10 protein-coding genes are annotated in these 14,547 nt (G+C 66.3%); 6 read left to right on the top strand and 4 right to left on the bottom strand.

Annotated elements, in window-relative coordinates:
• Positions 1-51 precede the first annotated feature (51 nt).
• Positions 52-1,524, top strand: coding sequence for an amidohydrolase family protein (locus tag C7C56_RS26260; protein WP_106760294.1), 1,473 nt, complete (start codon positions 52-54; stop codon positions 1,522-1,524).
• 155 nt (positions 1,525-1,679) lie between these two features.
• Here C7C56_RS26260 and C7C56_RS26255 read toward each other — a convergent pair whose 3' ends face one another.
• Together C7C56_RS26255 and C7C56_RS26250 are read right to left on the bottom strand one after the other, a co-directional pair.
• On the bottom strand, positions 1,680-2,045 hold the full coding sequence (locus tag C7C56_RS26255) for a response regulator (protein ID WP_106760293.1): 366 nt from the start codon (positions 2,043-2,045) through the stop codon (positions 1,680-1,682).
• Positions 2,046-2,056: 11 nt separating this feature from the next.
• The gene (locus tag C7C56_RS26250; protein ID WP_106760292.1) at positions 2,057-2,380 is read right to left on the bottom strand and encodes a hypothetical protein; all 324 of its coding nucleotides are present in this window, start codon (positions 2,378-2,380) and stop codon (positions 2,057-2,059) included.
• A gap of 287 nt (positions 2,381-2,667) precedes the next feature.
• Here C7C56_RS26250 and C7C56_RS26245 point away from each other — a divergent pair, with 287 nt between their 5' ends.
• The 5 genes from C7C56_RS26245 to C7C56_RS26225 all read left to right on the top strand — a co-directional run bounded on the left by C7C56_RS26245 (position 2,668) and on the right by C7C56_RS26225 (position 12,449).
• Positions 2,668-4,398, top strand: coding sequence for a hypothetical protein (locus C7C56_RS26245; RefSeq protein ID WP_181373368.1), 1,731 nt, complete (start codon positions 2,668-2,670; stop codon positions 4,396-4,398).
• 437 nt (positions 4,399-4,835) lie between these two features.
• Positions 4,836-8,273 carry a TonB-dependent receptor gene (locus tag C7C56_RS26240; RefSeq protein WP_106760290.1) on the top strand — a complete coding sequence of 1,146 codons (3,438 nt, stop codon included), beginning with the start codon at positions 4,836-4,838 and terminating at the stop codon, positions 8,271-8,273.
• Between the two features lie 146 nt (positions 8,274-8,419).
• Positions 8,420-10,114, top strand: coding sequence for a bifunctional metallophosphatase/5'-nucleotidase (locus C7C56_RS26235; protein WP_106760289.1), 1,695 nt, complete (start codon positions 8,420-8,422; stop codon positions 10,112-10,114).
• A 29-nt stretch (positions 10,115-10,143) separates the two neighbouring features.
• The gene (locus C7C56_RS26230) at positions 10,144-11,217 is read left to right on the top strand and encodes a S1/P1 nuclease (RefSeq protein WP_106760288.1); all 1,074 of its coding nucleotides are present in this window, start codon (positions 10,144-10,146) and stop codon (positions 11,215-11,217) included.
• 398 nt (positions 11,218-11,615) lie between these two features.
• Positions 11,616-12,449 carry a MipA/OmpV family protein gene (locus C7C56_RS26225; protein WP_106760287.1) on the top strand — a complete coding sequence of 278 codons (834 nt, stop codon included), beginning with the start codon at positions 11,616-11,618 and terminating at the stop codon, positions 12,447-12,449.
• 39 nt (positions 12,450-12,488) lie between these two features.
• On the opposite strand, the gene C7C56_RS26220 is transcribed toward C7C56_RS26225, so the two are convergent.
• A complete protein-coding gene (locus C7C56_RS26220; RefSeq protein WP_106760286.1) occupies positions 12,489-13,454 on the bottom strand; it encodes an ABC transporter permease in 966 nt (321 codons plus the stop codon).
• A 3-nt stretch (positions 13,455-13,457) separates the two neighbouring features.
• On the bottom strand, positions 13,458-14,540 hold the full coding sequence (locus tag C7C56_RS26215; RefSeq protein WP_106760285.1) for an ABC transporter permease: 1,083 nt from the start codon (positions 14,538-14,540) through the stop codon (positions 13,458-13,460).
• Positions 14,541-14,547: the final 7 nt, after the last annotated feature.

Below are 14,547 nucleotides of genomic sequence, written 5' to 3'. Positions count from 1 at the left end.
TAGCTTGCGGCCGTCTTGAGCGTTTTGCAGTCCCTACCGAGAGAAGATCCGATGCACATGAAACTGAGTTGCCTGATGATCGCGCTGGCCTTCGCGGGCGCCGCCCAAGCGGGCACGCCGCGCCAGAACGAGGCCGCCACCGCGCGCCACCTTGCCGCGCTGACCGCCGGCGCCAAGCCGCAATTGTCGGCGCTGACGCTGTTCTTCTCGCGCATGCCCAAGGGCGGCGACCTGCACCACCACTATTCGGGCTCGGTCTACGCCGAGCACTACCTGCCATGGATCGACCAGCAGGGCTGGTGCGTCGACAAGCAAAGCTACCGGATCACCACCGACCAGGCGGTCGCGGCGAGCCAGCGCGCGCTGGCGCCGCCCGCGCGCACCTGCCTCTCGAGCGCCGAGGTGCTGGCCGACGACTTCACCTACCGCGAGCTGCTGCAGCGCTGGTCGAGCAAGGATTTCGACAACCACGGCGCGATCCAGCCGCCGCCGGACCGCCAGTTCTTCCAGACCTTCGGCTACTTCGGCCCGGTCTCGAACGTCAATTTCAACACCGGCCTGCTGCAGCTCAAGGCGCGCGCCGTGGCCGAGAACGTCGGCTACATCGAGACCATGTTCAAGATGGCGCCGCCGTTCAAGAACGACGCCCTCGACGCCGCCTTCGCGACGACGGCCGGCAACGACGCCGCGCTGACGGCGCAGCTGCGCGCGGCGGTGGCCGCGCTCGAGCGGGACCCGGCCTTCGGCGCCGGCCTGGCCGATTACGTGGGCAAGATCGAGGCGGCCGCCGCCGGCGTGGACGACGCCGACTTCACGATGCGCTACCAGGTCTACGTGCTGCGCCTGCTGCAGCCGTCGCAGGTGTTTTCGTCGATGCTGGCCGGCTTCAAGGCGGCGTCGATGAATCCGCTGATCGTCGGCGTCAACATCGTCGGCCAGGAAAGCAACCACGTATCGATGCGCGACTACAGCCTGCACATGAAGATGTTCCAGTTCCTCAAGGCGGTGTATCCGGACGTCAAGCTCGCGCTGCACGCGGGCGAGCTGGCGCTGGGCGACGTGCCGCCCGAGGGCATGGCCTTCCATATCGACGAGGCGCTCAGGCTGGCCGGCGCCGACCGCATCGGCCACGGCCTCGACCTCGCGCACGAGTCGAACGCGCTGGGCATCATGAAGTCGATGCGCGAGCGCGGGGTGCCGGTCGAAGTCAATTTGACGAGCAACGCCTTCATTTCGGGGATCCGGGACGAGAACCATCCGGTCACGCTGTACCGCAAGTATGGCGTGCCGATGGTCATTTCGACCGACGACGCCGGCGTCACGCGCCACAACCTGTCGCGGGAATACGTGTTGTTCGCCAGCCGCTACAAGCCCGCCTACGCCGAGATCAAGAAGATCTCGTACAACAGCCTGCGCTACGCCTTTCTGGACGAGGCGAACCGCAAGCGCCTGATCCGGCAACTCGACGCGCGCTACGCGAAGTTCGAAGCCGAGATGGCGGCGCTGCGGCCGGTCAGGCAATAAAGGGGGCGGGGCGGGGGGGAGGGGCGGCGCGGCGACGCCGCCCGGGGCCGGGCCGACGCTATGGGAAGGTATGGGCAGGTATAGGCAGGCACGGGCCAAGCGGGCGCGCGCGCCGGCGGCGGGCTCCGGGGCGTGCGCGCGCGGCTGCCCGAGGCTTACTCGAGGCTGTTGATCAGCCCGATGAGGGCGTCGTGGTCGAGCGGCTTCTTGAGGAAGGCGGTCGCGCCCTGGCGCAGGGCCCAGATGCGGTCCGAATCCATGTCTTTGCTGGTGAGCAGGATCACCGGGATGTGCCAGGTGGTCTCGTCGTTGGTGATCGCGCGCGTGGCCTGGAAGCCGTTCAGGCCGGGCATGATGATGTCCATGATGATCAGGTCGGGCAGTTCGGCCTTCGCCTTGACCACCGCCTCCTCGCCATCGTTGGCCATGATCACCGTGTGGCCGAGCTGGGTCAGCAGCGCGGACAGGACCAGGCGCTGCGACATGGAATCGTCAACTACAAGTATTTTTTGGTTTGCCATGGTGCGTGCTTTTAGGATGCTGAAACCGTGGGAGCCGAGGAATCATCCGCTGCTTTCTCTTCGGGCAGGTAGCGCCAGTAAAAGGCGTGCGGGTGCAGCCCGAATTCCTGGTGTAGTTCTTTGCAAATCATTTGTTCGGCCAGGTACAGCGCCTTCAGGTTGGTCGTGCGGCTCAGCGTGACATAGGCGCGCAGCGTCTTGGTCAGCGACGAATTGTGCAATTCAAGGTCGGTGACGTCGATCTCCATGGCTTTCAATTTTTTCCGGATGTGGCGGGCCACGTCCTTGCGGACCGTATTGAAGAGCTCAGGACTGAGGACCTTGACAATCGACATGTCTGTTACCTAAAAAATGAAAGTTGCTGAATGCGAAAAAGAGGCGCCACAGCGCACTTGCATTCAGTAGATATTATTTGTTGTAGTTCGTCAACCCGTTGCGACAACGGAGGCGGGCATTGACGCAACACAGAAGGGAAACTCGTCGCTGGCGCGACATAAATGCGCACGGCAGGCAGTATCGCCTCCCGCCGCCTTCCCGTCAACCAAAAACTTGCTTTGCGTAAACATTTGCTGTCTTTTTCGCCAAACGCCGCCGGGCGGGCCCGTTTTCGGGGAACTCCTATATGATTGGGCAACTAAACCAGCCACCGTCCCCATCCGTGCACATGCTGCAATCCTTGCTCCGCTTCGTGGTCCGGCATGTTCTCATGTTCGTGCTGGTGGTGCTCGTCCTGCTGGCCGGCGGTTGGGCGCTGGCGCAATGGTCGGCCCACCGCGCCGGGGCCGCCGGGCTCGCCACGCTAGAGCGCGGCGACGCCGAGCTCGGCGCGCACCGGGCCCGCCTCGGCGCCGAGCTGGGCGCGCGCATGGCGGCCATGCAAAAAGCCTCGCTGGGCACGATCGACGCGCGCATCGTCGCCGTCAGCGCCCTGATCGGGGCCAGGGCCGGCGCGCCGGGCGCGCCGCTGCTGGTGTTTCCGCTGCCGGCCGGCGGCGCGCTCGCGCAGGCGGCCCTCGGGCACGCGCGCGGCGCGCTCGAACTGGCCCTGCTGCGCCAGGAGCGCGACTACCTGGTGGCGCTGCGCGCCGCCGTCAGCGCCGGCCTCGACCTGGACGGCGCGCGCGCGCAACTGGCGCGCCTGCACGCGGCCCATGTGGCGGCCTACGCGGCGGTGGTCGACAACGTGCACGGGCAGCGGCGGCTGCGGCGCGACCATCCGCTCGCGAGCTGGCTGCCCGGCACGCCCGAATACGGCCGCTTTTCGGCCCTCAAGGACCAATACCTCGTGCTGCGCGCGGCCAACGGGCGCGCCGCCGAGGCCTACCTCGCGCACAAGGCGCTGCTCGGGCGCATGCTCGCGCTGAGCGCGCCGGGCCGCTTCGCGATCGCCGAGCCGGCCGTCGACGCCGCCCTGCTGCCGCTGCGCGCCGGGATCGCCGACGGCCGGCGCGCCGTGCGCGAGAACTGGGTCGCCCGCGCCGCCGGACCGGTGCGCGAGGTGGCCCCGGCCGCGGCCGTCCTGGTGCTGTTGATCATCCTCACGCCGGTCGCGGTCAAGGCGCTGTTCTATTTCGTGCTCGCGCCGCTGGCCGCGCGGCGCCCGCCGATCATCCTCGACCCCGGCGCCAGCGGCGCCTGCGAGCCGCCGGCCGGGGCCCGCTCGCGGGTGGCGCAGTCGCTCACCATCGGCAGCGGCGAGCAATTGCTGATCCATTCCGACTACATCCAGAGCTCCTCGATCCGGGGCGAAAAGGCGACCCAGTGGCTGCTCAGCTGGTCCTGCCCCTTCACCAGCATCGCCGCCGGGCTGGTCGCGCTCACGCGCGTGCGCACCGGCGCCACCGAGTCGATCGTGGTCTCGGCCAGCGACGACCCGTTCAGCGAGGTCGTGCTGCTGACCCTACCCAAGGGGGCGGCCATGGTGTTCCAGCCGCGCGCGCTGGTCGGCGTGGTGGTCGCCGACGACGCGCCCCTCGTGATCGACCGTTGCTGGCGCCTGGGCAGCCTGCACGCCTGGCTCAGCCTGCAGCTGCGCTACCTGGTGTTCCGCGGGCCCGTCACGCTGGTGGTGCGCGGCTGCCGCGGCGTGCGCAGCGAGGCCGCCGGCGGCGGGCGGCGCATCAGCCAGTTCGCCACGCTCGGCTTTTCGGCCAACCTGGCCTATTCGACGATGCGCTGCGAAACCTTCTTCCCCTACCTGCGCGGGCGCGAGTCGCTGTTCCACGACCGCTTCGAGGGCGGGCCCGGCCAGTTCATCTACGAGGAGACGCCGCGCGCCGGCGTCGGCGGCGGCGCGGCCAGGCGCGGGCTCGAGGGCGTGGCGGACGCGCTGCTCAAGGTGTTCGGGATCTGAACGGGAGCCGGACGGGCGCTTAAGCTTGCCACTTCGACAGGATGGCGCGCCCGGTATGTGGCCTTCTCGCTACACAATTGGGACCGACGTCGTCCAATTCCAAAAAACTAGGCGAAACAATTTCAGGCGGGAATGGCCCATTTTATAATCGGGGCACTCGCCTCCCCCGTGCGGGCGCGGGTTTTAGGTAAATATTCACCCTTCTTCCAAGCTATTTATATCTTCAACATCTAAATTGCTAAGCGAAAACGTATTTGCCATCGCAGTAACGTTACTGCATAGTGAATTGAGAATGGGCGGCAACGCGTTGCACGGCGTGTCATGAGCCTGTCGTAAAAATCATGCAATATGGTAAGAGATGGGACGCATGCCCGCGCCCGATGATGGGTGCAGGCAAGAAATGCCTACATAAAATTAGTCTTCTTTGGGGTTACACAATGATCATTCAGAAACAGATTCGGCTCACAAAGCTGGCGCTGGCCTTGTCCGTCGCACTGGCGGTTTCGCCCACGTTCGCACAGAACACCACCTCCGCGGTCGGCGGCCGCGTCTCGGGCGCCGACGGCAGCCCTGCCAGCGGCGCGACGGTGTCCATCGTCCACGCCGAGTCTGGTTCGGTCAGCCGCGTCACGGCAGGCGCCGACGGCCGTTACAGCGCGCGCGGCTTGCGCGTCGGTGGTCCGTACACGATCACGATCGAAAAGGGCGGCGTCGTCGAGAAGGTCGACAACGTCTACCTGACCCTGGCCGAGACGGCCACCGTCGACGCCACGCTTGGCGCGCCGGCCATGCAGGTCGTCACCGTCACCGGCCAGGCCCAGTCGGCCAAATTCAACAAGTCGAACATGGGCGCCGGCACCAACATCGGCCGCGCCGAGATCGACAACCTGGGCTCGATCGACCGCAGCCTGGCCGACTATGCGCGCAAGGACCCGCGCCTGTCGCAGACCGACAAGGACCGCGGCGAAATCTCGGCCGCGGGCCAGAACTCGCGCTTCAACTCGATCACCATCGACGGCGTGAGCATCAGCGACACCTTCGGCCTCGAGGCCAACGGCCTGCCGACCGAGCGCCAGCCGATTTCGATCGACGCGATCCAGTCGGTGCAGGTGAACATCTCGAACTACGATGTCACGCAAAAAGGCTACACGGGCGCCAACATCAACGCGGTGACCAAATCGGGCACCAACACCTGGCACGGCAGCGTCTACTCCGTTTTCCGCGACGAGCAGATGGTCGGCGAACGCTACAGCCCTGGCAACAACACCTATACCCCCGAAGAAGCATTCAAGCAATCGACCACCGGCCTCACCCTGGGCGGGCCCCTGATCAAGGACAAGTTGTTCGTCTTCGCCAGCCACGAGGAGTCGTCGAGCTCGCGCGACGCGCCGCAGTTCGGTCCGATCGGCGGCAGCCTCGACCAGGTGGGCATCACCCAGGACATGATCAGCAAGACGATCGCCGTGGCGCGCGATAAATACGGCATCGACATCGGCGACAGCAACGTCGCCTTCGGCCCGCAGACGACCAAGGAAAGCCTGGTCAAACTGGACTGGAACATCAACGACGACCACCGCGCCAACCTGCGCTGGCAGAAGACTGACCAGGCCGAGCCGAGGTTCACTGGCCTGAGCCGGACCGGACTTTCGCTGAGCTCGTACCATTTCCGCACCACCAGCGTCACCGAATCCGTGGTCGGCCAGTGGTTCGCCGACTGGACGCCGAATTTCTCGACCGAGTTGAAGGTGTCGCGCCGCGATTGGCATAAAGGAAACATCAACAATTCGAATCTGCCGCAGGTCGAACTCGAGTTCACCGGCCCGTTGCCGGCAGGTGCCGACGCGAGCGTGGCGACAGGGGCGCGCCGCCTGCTTTTCGGCACCGAAGGCAGCCGCCATTTCAACGACTTGAGCACCAAGACCGACGACATCTACGCAAGCGGCACCTGGGTGCTCGGAAGCCACGAGATCAAGTTCGGCGGCGATTACGCCAACAACGAGATGTTCAACGCGTTCCTGCAAAACACCAAGGGCAACTACAAAATCGGTTGCACCAACCAAAGCGCCACCTTCCAGTACCAGAACCCGGCCCTCCTCGGTCTCAACTGCAGCACCTCGTCGTCGGAATTGATCACGGCGGCGGTGCTGGAGAACTTCCGCCGCGGCCGCCTCACCTCCTATTCGGCGACCCTGCCGGTGGAAGGCTACACGCTCGACGACAGCGCCGCCAAATGGAGCCTGATGAACGTCGGCCTGTTTGCGCAGGACACCTGGGCCGTCAGCCCGCGTCTGAACCTCACGTACGGCGTGCGGCTCGATCAGGCCAGCACCGGCGAGCGTCCGTCGCGCAACGCCACCGCGGCGCTGGCAAGGATCCCGGCCGGGACCGTCGTCAACGGCGTGGCGACCACGCGTGACACGGGTGGTTTCGGAGTCGACAACACCAACACGGTCAGCGACGAGATCCTGGCCCAGCCACGCCTCGGTTTCAACTACAAACTTGACTGGAAGCGTCCGACCCAGTTGCGCGGCGGCTTCGGCCTGTTCGGCGGCTCGGCCATGAACGTCTGGCTCGGCAACCCGTTCCAGAACTCGGGCGTGGGCGTGTACACCGTCAATTGCGGCGGATCGTCCAACCCTTGCGCCGACGAAGGCATGTTTGAACCGAATCCGGATGCGCAGCGTCCGGCGCGCGACAACACGCGCGCCGCGATTCTCGACGTGATCGCGCCGGGTGTCGGCCAGCCATCGATCTGGAAAGCGAACTTTGCCTTCGACCACGAGTTGCCATGGTACGGCATCGTGTTCGGCGCCGAGTACATGCACACGAAGGCCAACAGCTCCCTGTTCTTCGAGAACATCAACCTTGGCGCCCCGACCCGCACCAACGCCGACGGACGCGAAATGTACTGGACCCCGTCCGGCTACAACGCGAGCTGCTTCAACACATCCAACGGCACCTTCAAATCGGGCGGCGTTTGCGGTACCCACCGGTCCAAAGCGCTCAGCAATGAGAAATTCGGGAATGTGATCCGCATCAGCGAGTCGTCAAAAGGCGGCGGCAACCTGGTGACGCTGTCGCTCACCAGCGGCCGCGGCAAGGAATTGAACTGGGGCGTGGCGTACACCCGCACCGACATGAAAGAGGTCAGCAATCTGGGCTCGTCGACCGCCGCGTCGGTCTGGGCCGCCCGCGCGACCTTCAATCCGAACGAAAACGTCGCCGCCAATTCGGCCTACCTGGTCAAGGACCGTTTGAATGCCAACCTGACCTGGAGCCACCAGTTCTTCGATGGCTACAAGAGCAGCTTCGGCGTGTTCTATGAAGGCCGCTCGGGCAAACCGTACAGCTGGACCTACTTTAACGACATGAACGGTGACGGCCTCACGGGCAACGACCTGATGTACATTCCTAGCAAGTTCGGTTCCGGCGAGGTCATCTTCCTCGGCGACACCCCGACCAACAGGACCAACGAGACCAAGTTCTGGGAACACGTCAACGCCAACCCGTCGCTGCTCAAGAGCGCGGGCAAGACGACCCAACGCGGCGACTCGCTGTCGCAATGGAACAACGGCTTCGATCTGCGCTTCAGCCAGCAAATTCCGGGCTTGTTCAAAGGTAACAAGGGTGTCTTCATCCTCGACATCCAGAACTTCGGCAATATGCTCCACAGGAATTGGGGCCATATCCAGGAAATCAATTTCGACGCCAGCGGCAGCGGCGGCCGGGGCGGCGGAAACGCACGCAGCTTTATGGAATATGCCGGTATGCAAGATGGTAAGTATGTTTACAACTTCAGCAGGGAGCCTGAATTCGTCTCGCACAAGTCGAAATCGCAATGGGCGGTGCAGGTGACCGCGCGTTACGAGTTCTAAGCAGGTCGGACACGTGGCACAAGAACGGTTGGTGGCGACACCAGCCGTTTTTTTTATTCCGGCAATATGGACATCGATATCCATCCAATACACACAGGCAAACTCCGACGCGCATTTGCCGCCCGACCTCGGTTATTCTTAGGCCTATGAAAAACAACCACCTTTCCCTCTGCGCCGCGCTCGCCGCCGCGTGCCTGCTGGCCGGCTGCGCCACGCCGCCGCCGGTCCCGCCGATCGAACTGAACCTGGTCGCCTTCAACGACTTCCACGGCCATCTCGAGGCGACCAAATTCAGCTACACCGACCGCGCCAGCGGCCGGCCGGTGTCGATCCAGGCCGGCGGCATCGCCGCCATCGGCGCCGCGCTCAAGGCGTGGCGGCAGGAGGACAAGGACCTCATTTTCGTCGGCGCGGGCGACCTCGTCGGCGCCAGCCCGGCCATGTCGTCGATGTGGGCCGACGAGCCCTCGATCACGGCGCTGGGCAAGCTCGGCCTCAACGCGAGCTCGGTGGGCAACCACGAATTCGACGCCGGCCGCGCCGAACTGCTGCGCCAGCAATACGGCGGCTGCGCCTCGCCGCGCCCGGCAAAGGCGTGCCAGCTGGCGCCCGGTTTCGCCGGCGCCCCTTTCCGCTACCTGGCCGCCAATGTGCTCGACAGCGCGACCGGCAAACCGATCCTGCCGGCCTACACCATCGTCGAGGCCAAGGGCGTCAAGGTGGCCCTGATCGGCGCCGTGCTCAGGGACACCGCCTCGGTGGTGATGGCCTCGAGCATCGTCGGCCTGTCGTTCACCGACGAGGCCGAGGCGGTCAACCGGGCCGTGCTTGACGCGCGCGCCCAGGGCGCGACCGTGTTCGTGCTGATGATCCACGAGGGCGGGCACACCGTCGAAGCGTTCGACGAACCCAATTGCAAGCAGCTCAAAGGGCCGATCGTCGACATCGCGGGCAAGCTCGATCCGGCGCTGCGCCTGATCGTCAGCGGCCACACCCACAACGGTTACCAGTGCGAGCTGGGCACGCGCGTGATCACCCAGGCCGAGATGGGCGGGCACGCGCTCTCGCGCATCAAGCTCACGCTCGACCCGGCCACCCGCACGCTGCGCCAGATCGCGGTGCGCAACGTCGCCGTCAGGCCGGGCCAGTATCCGGCCGACCCCGCGATCGACGCCTATCTGGCGACCGTCAAGGCGCGCAGCAAGGACGCCTTGACGCGCCCGGTGGCGCGGATCGCGGTGCCCACGGTCGGACGGGTCGCCTCCAAATCGGGAGAGACCGCGCTCGGCGACCTGGTCACCGACGCCTTCCTGGCCGCGACCAGGGCGCAGGGGGTGCAGATCGCCTTCACCAACATGGGCGGCATCCGCAAGGACCTCGACGTCGGCGACGACCTCTCGGCCGAGTACGGCGAGGCCCAGATCGTGCTGCCGTTCGCGAACACGCTGGTGGCCATGGACATGACCGGGGCCGAGCTGCGCGCGCTGCTCGAGCAGCAATGGATGCGCGCCCACGCCGACGCCAAGCACTCGATGCTGCAGGTCTCGCACGGCTTCAGCTACCGCTGGAACCCGGCCGCGCCGGCCGGCAAGCGCCTCGTCGCGGGCAGCGTCAAGCTCAATGGCGAGGCGCTCGACGACAACAAGAGTTACCGCATCACGACCAACAACTTCCTGGCCGACGGCGGCGACGGCTTCCCGCAGTTCGCCAAGGGGCGCAACCGGGTCGACACCCAGATCGTCGACCTCGACGCCTTCGTGGCCCACCTCGCCGAGGCCGAGCGCGCGGGCAAGCCGGCCGGCAGCCACAGCACGGCCGGGCGCATCGAGCAGGGCAAATGAAACCATCGAACCCATCCAAGGAATCCGCCATGAAACCGCAAGCCAGATTGACGTGCAAGGCGCTCGCCTGCGTGCTCGCCGTCGGCGCCGCCTTCGCGGCCCAGCCCGCGCACGCCTGGGGCAACGACGGCCACCGCGCGGTCGGCGCCATGGCCGATAAACTGATCAAGGGCAGCCGCGCCGAAAAGCGCGTCAGGGAGCTGCTGCTGCCGGGCGAGACGCTCGCCTCCGTGGCCAATTGGGCCGACTGCGTCAAGGGCAGCTATTGCGGTCCGCAGACGCCCGAGATGGCCGCCTATGTCGGGGCCAACGCCAAGCACACCGAATACCACTACACCGACATCCCGTTCCAGAACACCGAATACAAGGACGGCGCGGTGGGCGGCTTCGGGCACGACATCGTCAAAACGCTGGAGCAGGCGATCGCGGTATTGCAGGGCAAGACCGATCCTGCCTCGAACCCGCACAAATTCACGCCGCGCCAGGCGCTGCTCCTGATCGCCCACATGGGCGGCGACATCCACCAGCCGCTGCACGTGGGCGCCGCCTTCGTCGGCAGGGACGGCATGTTCATGGTGCCGCACACGCACGCCGAGATCGATGGCGAGAACATCGTCGACTCGCGCGGCGGCAACAGCCTGCTGCTGAGCGACGAGAAGATCGCCAGCACCAGCGCGGCGCTGATCCCGGGCGAGGAGAAGGCGCTGCCGGCCGGCATGACCCGCTCCAAGACCAAACCGTTCCACTCGTACTGGGATAGCACCGTGGTCGATTACGCGATGCGCCGGGTCGGCGCCAAAACGCCCGAGCAGTACGCGCAGATGATGATCGACGCCAAACCCGATGTCGTCATGAACACCGGCGCGCCGGGCGGCTGGCCGGTGCAGTGGGCCAACGACGCGCTGCTCGTGTCCAAGGTCGCTTACATGCACGTCACCCCGGGCGCGCGCACGGCGCAAAAGAACCGCAAGGGAGAGACCTTCTACACCTTCGGCATCGACGTGCCGGACAACTACCCGGTGCCAAGCTCGGCGCTGGCGCGCATCCAATTGACCAAGGGCGGCTACCACTTGGCGGCCCTGCTGCGCGCGATCTGGCCGTAAGCGCGGTCCGCGCCACTCCCCGGGTCGGTCGCCATGGCGCGTCCAGTGCGCCGGGGCAAGGCGCGGCGGGGATCCGGCCATCGGTTTGCAACCGAAAGGTCCGCACGTTTCACAACCGGGGTCTGACCCCGGTTTCGCAATTGATTGCCATCGGTCCACGCCGTAGCCCTTGAAAGGTCCCGGATCGGGCAAAAAACCGCAAAACCGGGGTCAGACCCCGGTTTCGAAAACACGGTCTCGATATCACTTCTTTCGCGCCGGCTGAAATGGGCGAGCCCAAGCGTTCACTCATGCGGATGTCGTATGAACTTCGGCATCCGTGCAAACATGATAGGCTGCCCGGGCACCCGTCATAGCCCACACCGCGCGGGCTGACGCGCCACCGGAGCCCGCCCAAGATGAACCGCCCGCCATTGCTACTCGCCGCCCTGTTTGCAATTGTGCCGGCCACGCCCGCCGCCGCCGCGGCCGCGCCGCCGGTTGAACCCCTGTGGGAGCTCATGCTCGGCGCCGGCGCCGCGTCCACCCCGGCCTATCCGGGCGCGCGCGAGTCCTCCTCGCGCGCGATCCTGGTGCCCCTGCTCATTTACCGCGGCAAGGTTTTCCGCTCCGACGAGACCGGCCTCGGCGCGCGCCTGCTGCGCACCGACCGGTTCGAGCTCGACCTCGGCTTCGCCGGCTCGCTGCCGTCGCGTTCGCGCGACGTCGCCGCGCGCGAGGGCATGCCCGACATCGGCCTTGGGTTTGAAGTCGGCCCGCGCCTGACCTACCGCATCACCAAACCGGCGCCCGACAGCGGCCTGCGGCTCGAGCTGCCGCTGCGCGCGGTGCTCGAGGCGAGCGGCGGCCTGAAACACCGCGGCTGGATCTTCGAGCCCAAGCTGGTGCACGAGCTCCGCCCGGCCGGCGCCGCCTGGAGCGTCGAGACCAGCGCCGGCCTGGCGCTTGGCAACCGCGCCATCAACGCGCATTTCTACGGGGTGCGGCCCGAATTCGCCACGCCAACGCGCCCGGCCTACCGGTCCGACGCCGGCCTGATGTTCGTGCGCGTGGGCCTGTCCGGCAGCTACCGGGTCAACCGCGACCTGCTGGTGTTTGGATTCATGCGCCACGACAGCCTGGCCAACGCGGCCAACCGCGACAGCCCGCTCGTCAAGAGAGGCAGCGGCACCTCGGCCGGGGTCGCGCTGGGATGGACGCTGCGCCGTTCGAGCCGGCCAGCCGAGAATTGATGGCGCCGGCGCCATCGCGGCGCCGGGCCCAGGGATCGATCAGCGCGACTTGACGAACGGTCTGCCGAGCGCCTTGGGCGCGACCGACTTGGCCATGAAGCCGGCCAGCACGATCACCGTGACCACGTACGGCACCATCTGGATCAGCGAGCCCGGGATGCGGCCCACCAGCGGCAGGTCGACCCCTTCGATCTGGATCTGCACCGCCCCGAAGAAGCCGAACATGATGCAGCCGAGCACCGTGTAGATCGGACGCCAGTTGCCGAACACGAGCGCGGTCAGCGCCAGGTAGCCGGCGCCGGCCGACATGTCGCGCAAAAAGAAGCCGCTCTGGACGATCGCCAGGTAGGCGCCCGAGAACGAACACAGCACGCCGGCCACCAGCATCGCGATGTAGCGCGTCGCCTCAACGCTGACGCCGGCCGCGTCGGCCGCGTGCGGGTTTTCGCCGCAGGCGCGCAGGCGCAGGCCGAAGCGGCTGTGGTAGAGCGTCCAGTGCACGATCGGCACCAGCAGGAACGCGAGGTACACAAGGATCGAATGGCCGCCGATCACGTGGCCGTAGAACCAGCCGAGGAAGGGGACGCCCTCGAGCGCGGCGGTGCCGGGCAGGACGATGTCGAACAGGCGCGCCTCGCCCAGGTCGGGCGTGCGGCCGCCCTGCTGGAAGAAGAACTGCGCCAGCACGAAGGTCAGGCCGCTCATGGCGATGTTGATGGCGATGCCGCCGACGAGCTGGTTGCCCTTTTGCGTGATGCTCACGAAGCCCTGCAGCAGCGCCAGCGCGGCCGACACGGCCATGCCGGCGGCCACGCCGTACCACGGGTTTTGCGTGACGAAGGCCACCGCCGCCGAGGCGAACGCGCTGGCCAGGATCTTGCCCTCGAGGCCGATGTCGACCACGCCGCTGCGTTCGGCGAACAGGCCGGCCATCGCCGCGAACATGAGCACGGGCGCGTTGCGGATGGTCGAGACCACGATGCTCGATAGTTGGATGTCGTCCATGGCTTATCCCTTGCGCAGGTTGAGCGTTTTGAGGACCGCGGGAGCGTACAGATTCTCCATCGCGCCGCAGAACAGGATGATCAGGCCCTGGATGAAAATGAAGGTCTCTTGCGGGATGTTCGGTTTTTCGAGCGACAGGTCGAAACCGCCCTGGATCAGCGCGCCGAACAGCACCGCCGACAAAAAGATGCCGACCGGGTGCTGGCGTCCCATCAGGGCGATCGCGATCCCGACGAAGCCGGCGCCGGCCGGGAAGTTCAGGCTCAGGTAGTGGGTCGAGCCCATCACCGAGTTGACCGCGGCCAGGCCGGCGAGCGCGCCCGAGATCAGCATGACGACGATGATCATGCGGCTGATCGAGACCCCCGCGTAGTGCGCGGCGTTGTGGTTCAAACCGGTCGCGCGCAGCTTGTAGCCCCACGCCGAGCGCCCCACCATCACGCCGTAGACGGCCAGCGCGGCGATCGCGATCAGGAAGCTGATGTTGAGCGGGGTGTCGCCGAGCGCCGGGAGCCAGGCGTTCAGGCGCGGCATTTCGGCCGCGCTCGAGAACACCCGGCTGGCCGGATTTTGCTCGCCCGCGGGGATCAGGTATTTGACGATGATGAAGTTCATCAGGCTGGCGGCGATGAAGTTGAACATGATCGTCGTCACCACCACGTGGCTGCCGCGGCGCGCCTGCAGGTAGCCCGGCAAAAAGGCCCACAGCGCGCCGAAGGCGGCGCTCGAGACCATCGCGATCGGGATCAGGAGCAGCGCCGGCAGCCTGCTGTCGAGCGTGAGCAGGGCGATCGTCAGGCCCAGGCCGCCGAGGTACATCTGGCCCTCGCTGCCGATGTTGAACAGGCCCGCCTTCATCGCGATCGACACCGACAGGCCGGTGAAGATGAAGGTGCTGGCGTAGAACAGGGTGTAGCTCAGGCCCTCGGGGTTGATGATTGCGCTGTCGACCAAAATTTTGAGCGACTCGAGCGGGTCCTCGCCGAGCAGGTGGATCACGAGCGCGGCCACCAGCAGGGCCGACAGCAGGTTCAGGACGGGCAGGACGAAGGCGCTGGCCCAGCGCGGGAGTTCGGTTGTTTTCATTGTGCCG

Origin of the sequence: Massilia glaciei (assembly GCF_003011895.2) — a bacterium.
GTDB classification, from domain to species: Bacteria; Pseudomonadota; Gammaproteobacteria; order Burkholderiales; family Burkholderiaceae_D; genus Telluria_A; species Telluria_A glaciei.
Note: the sequence above shows the minus strand (reverse complement) of the source record. Positions and strands in the feature narration are given on the sequence as shown.

Excerpts from the sequence above, each read along its gene's own strand:
- C7C56_RS26240 (WP_106760290.1), top strand. The coding sequence starts at position 4,836 with ATGATCATTCAGAAACAGATTCGGCTCACAAAGCTGGCGCTGGCCTTG.
- C7C56_RS26255 (WP_106760293.1), bottom strand. The coding sequence starts at position 2,045 with ATGGCAAACCAAAAAATACTTGTAGTTGACGATTCCATGTCGCAGCGC.
- C7C56_RS26225 (WP_106760287.1), top strand. The coding sequence starts at position 11,616 with ATGAACCGCCCGCCATTGCTACTCGCCGCCCTGTTTGCAATTGTGCCG.
- C7C56_RS26260 (WP_106760294.1), top strand. The coding sequence starts at position 52 with ATGCACATGAAACTGAGTTGCCTGATGATCGCGCTGGCCTTCGCGGGC.
- C7C56_RS26250 (WP_106760292.1), bottom strand. The coding sequence starts at position 2,380 with ATGTCGATTGTCAAGGTCCTCAGTCCTGAGCTCTTCAATACGGTCCGC.
- C7C56_RS26235 (WP_106760289.1), top strand. The coding sequence starts at position 8,420 with ATGAAAAACAACCACCTTTCCCTCTGCGCCGCGCTCGCCGCCGCGTGC.
- C7C56_RS26245 (WP_181373368.1), top strand. The coding sequence starts at position 2,668 with ATGATTGGGCAACTAAACCAGCCACCGTCCCCATCCGTGCACATGCTG.
- C7C56_RS26230 (WP_106760288.1), top strand. The coding sequence starts at position 10,144 with ATGAAACCGCAAGCCAGATTGACGTGCAAGGCGCTCGCCTGCGTGCTC.
- C7C56_RS26220 (WP_106760286.1), bottom strand. The coding sequence starts at position 13,454 with ATGGACGACATCCAACTATCGAGCATCGTGGTCTCGACCATCCGCAAC.
- C7C56_RS26215 (WP_106760285.1), bottom strand. The coding sequence starts at position 14,540 with ATGAAAACAACCGAACTCCCGCGCTGGGCCAGCGCCTTCGTCCTGCCC.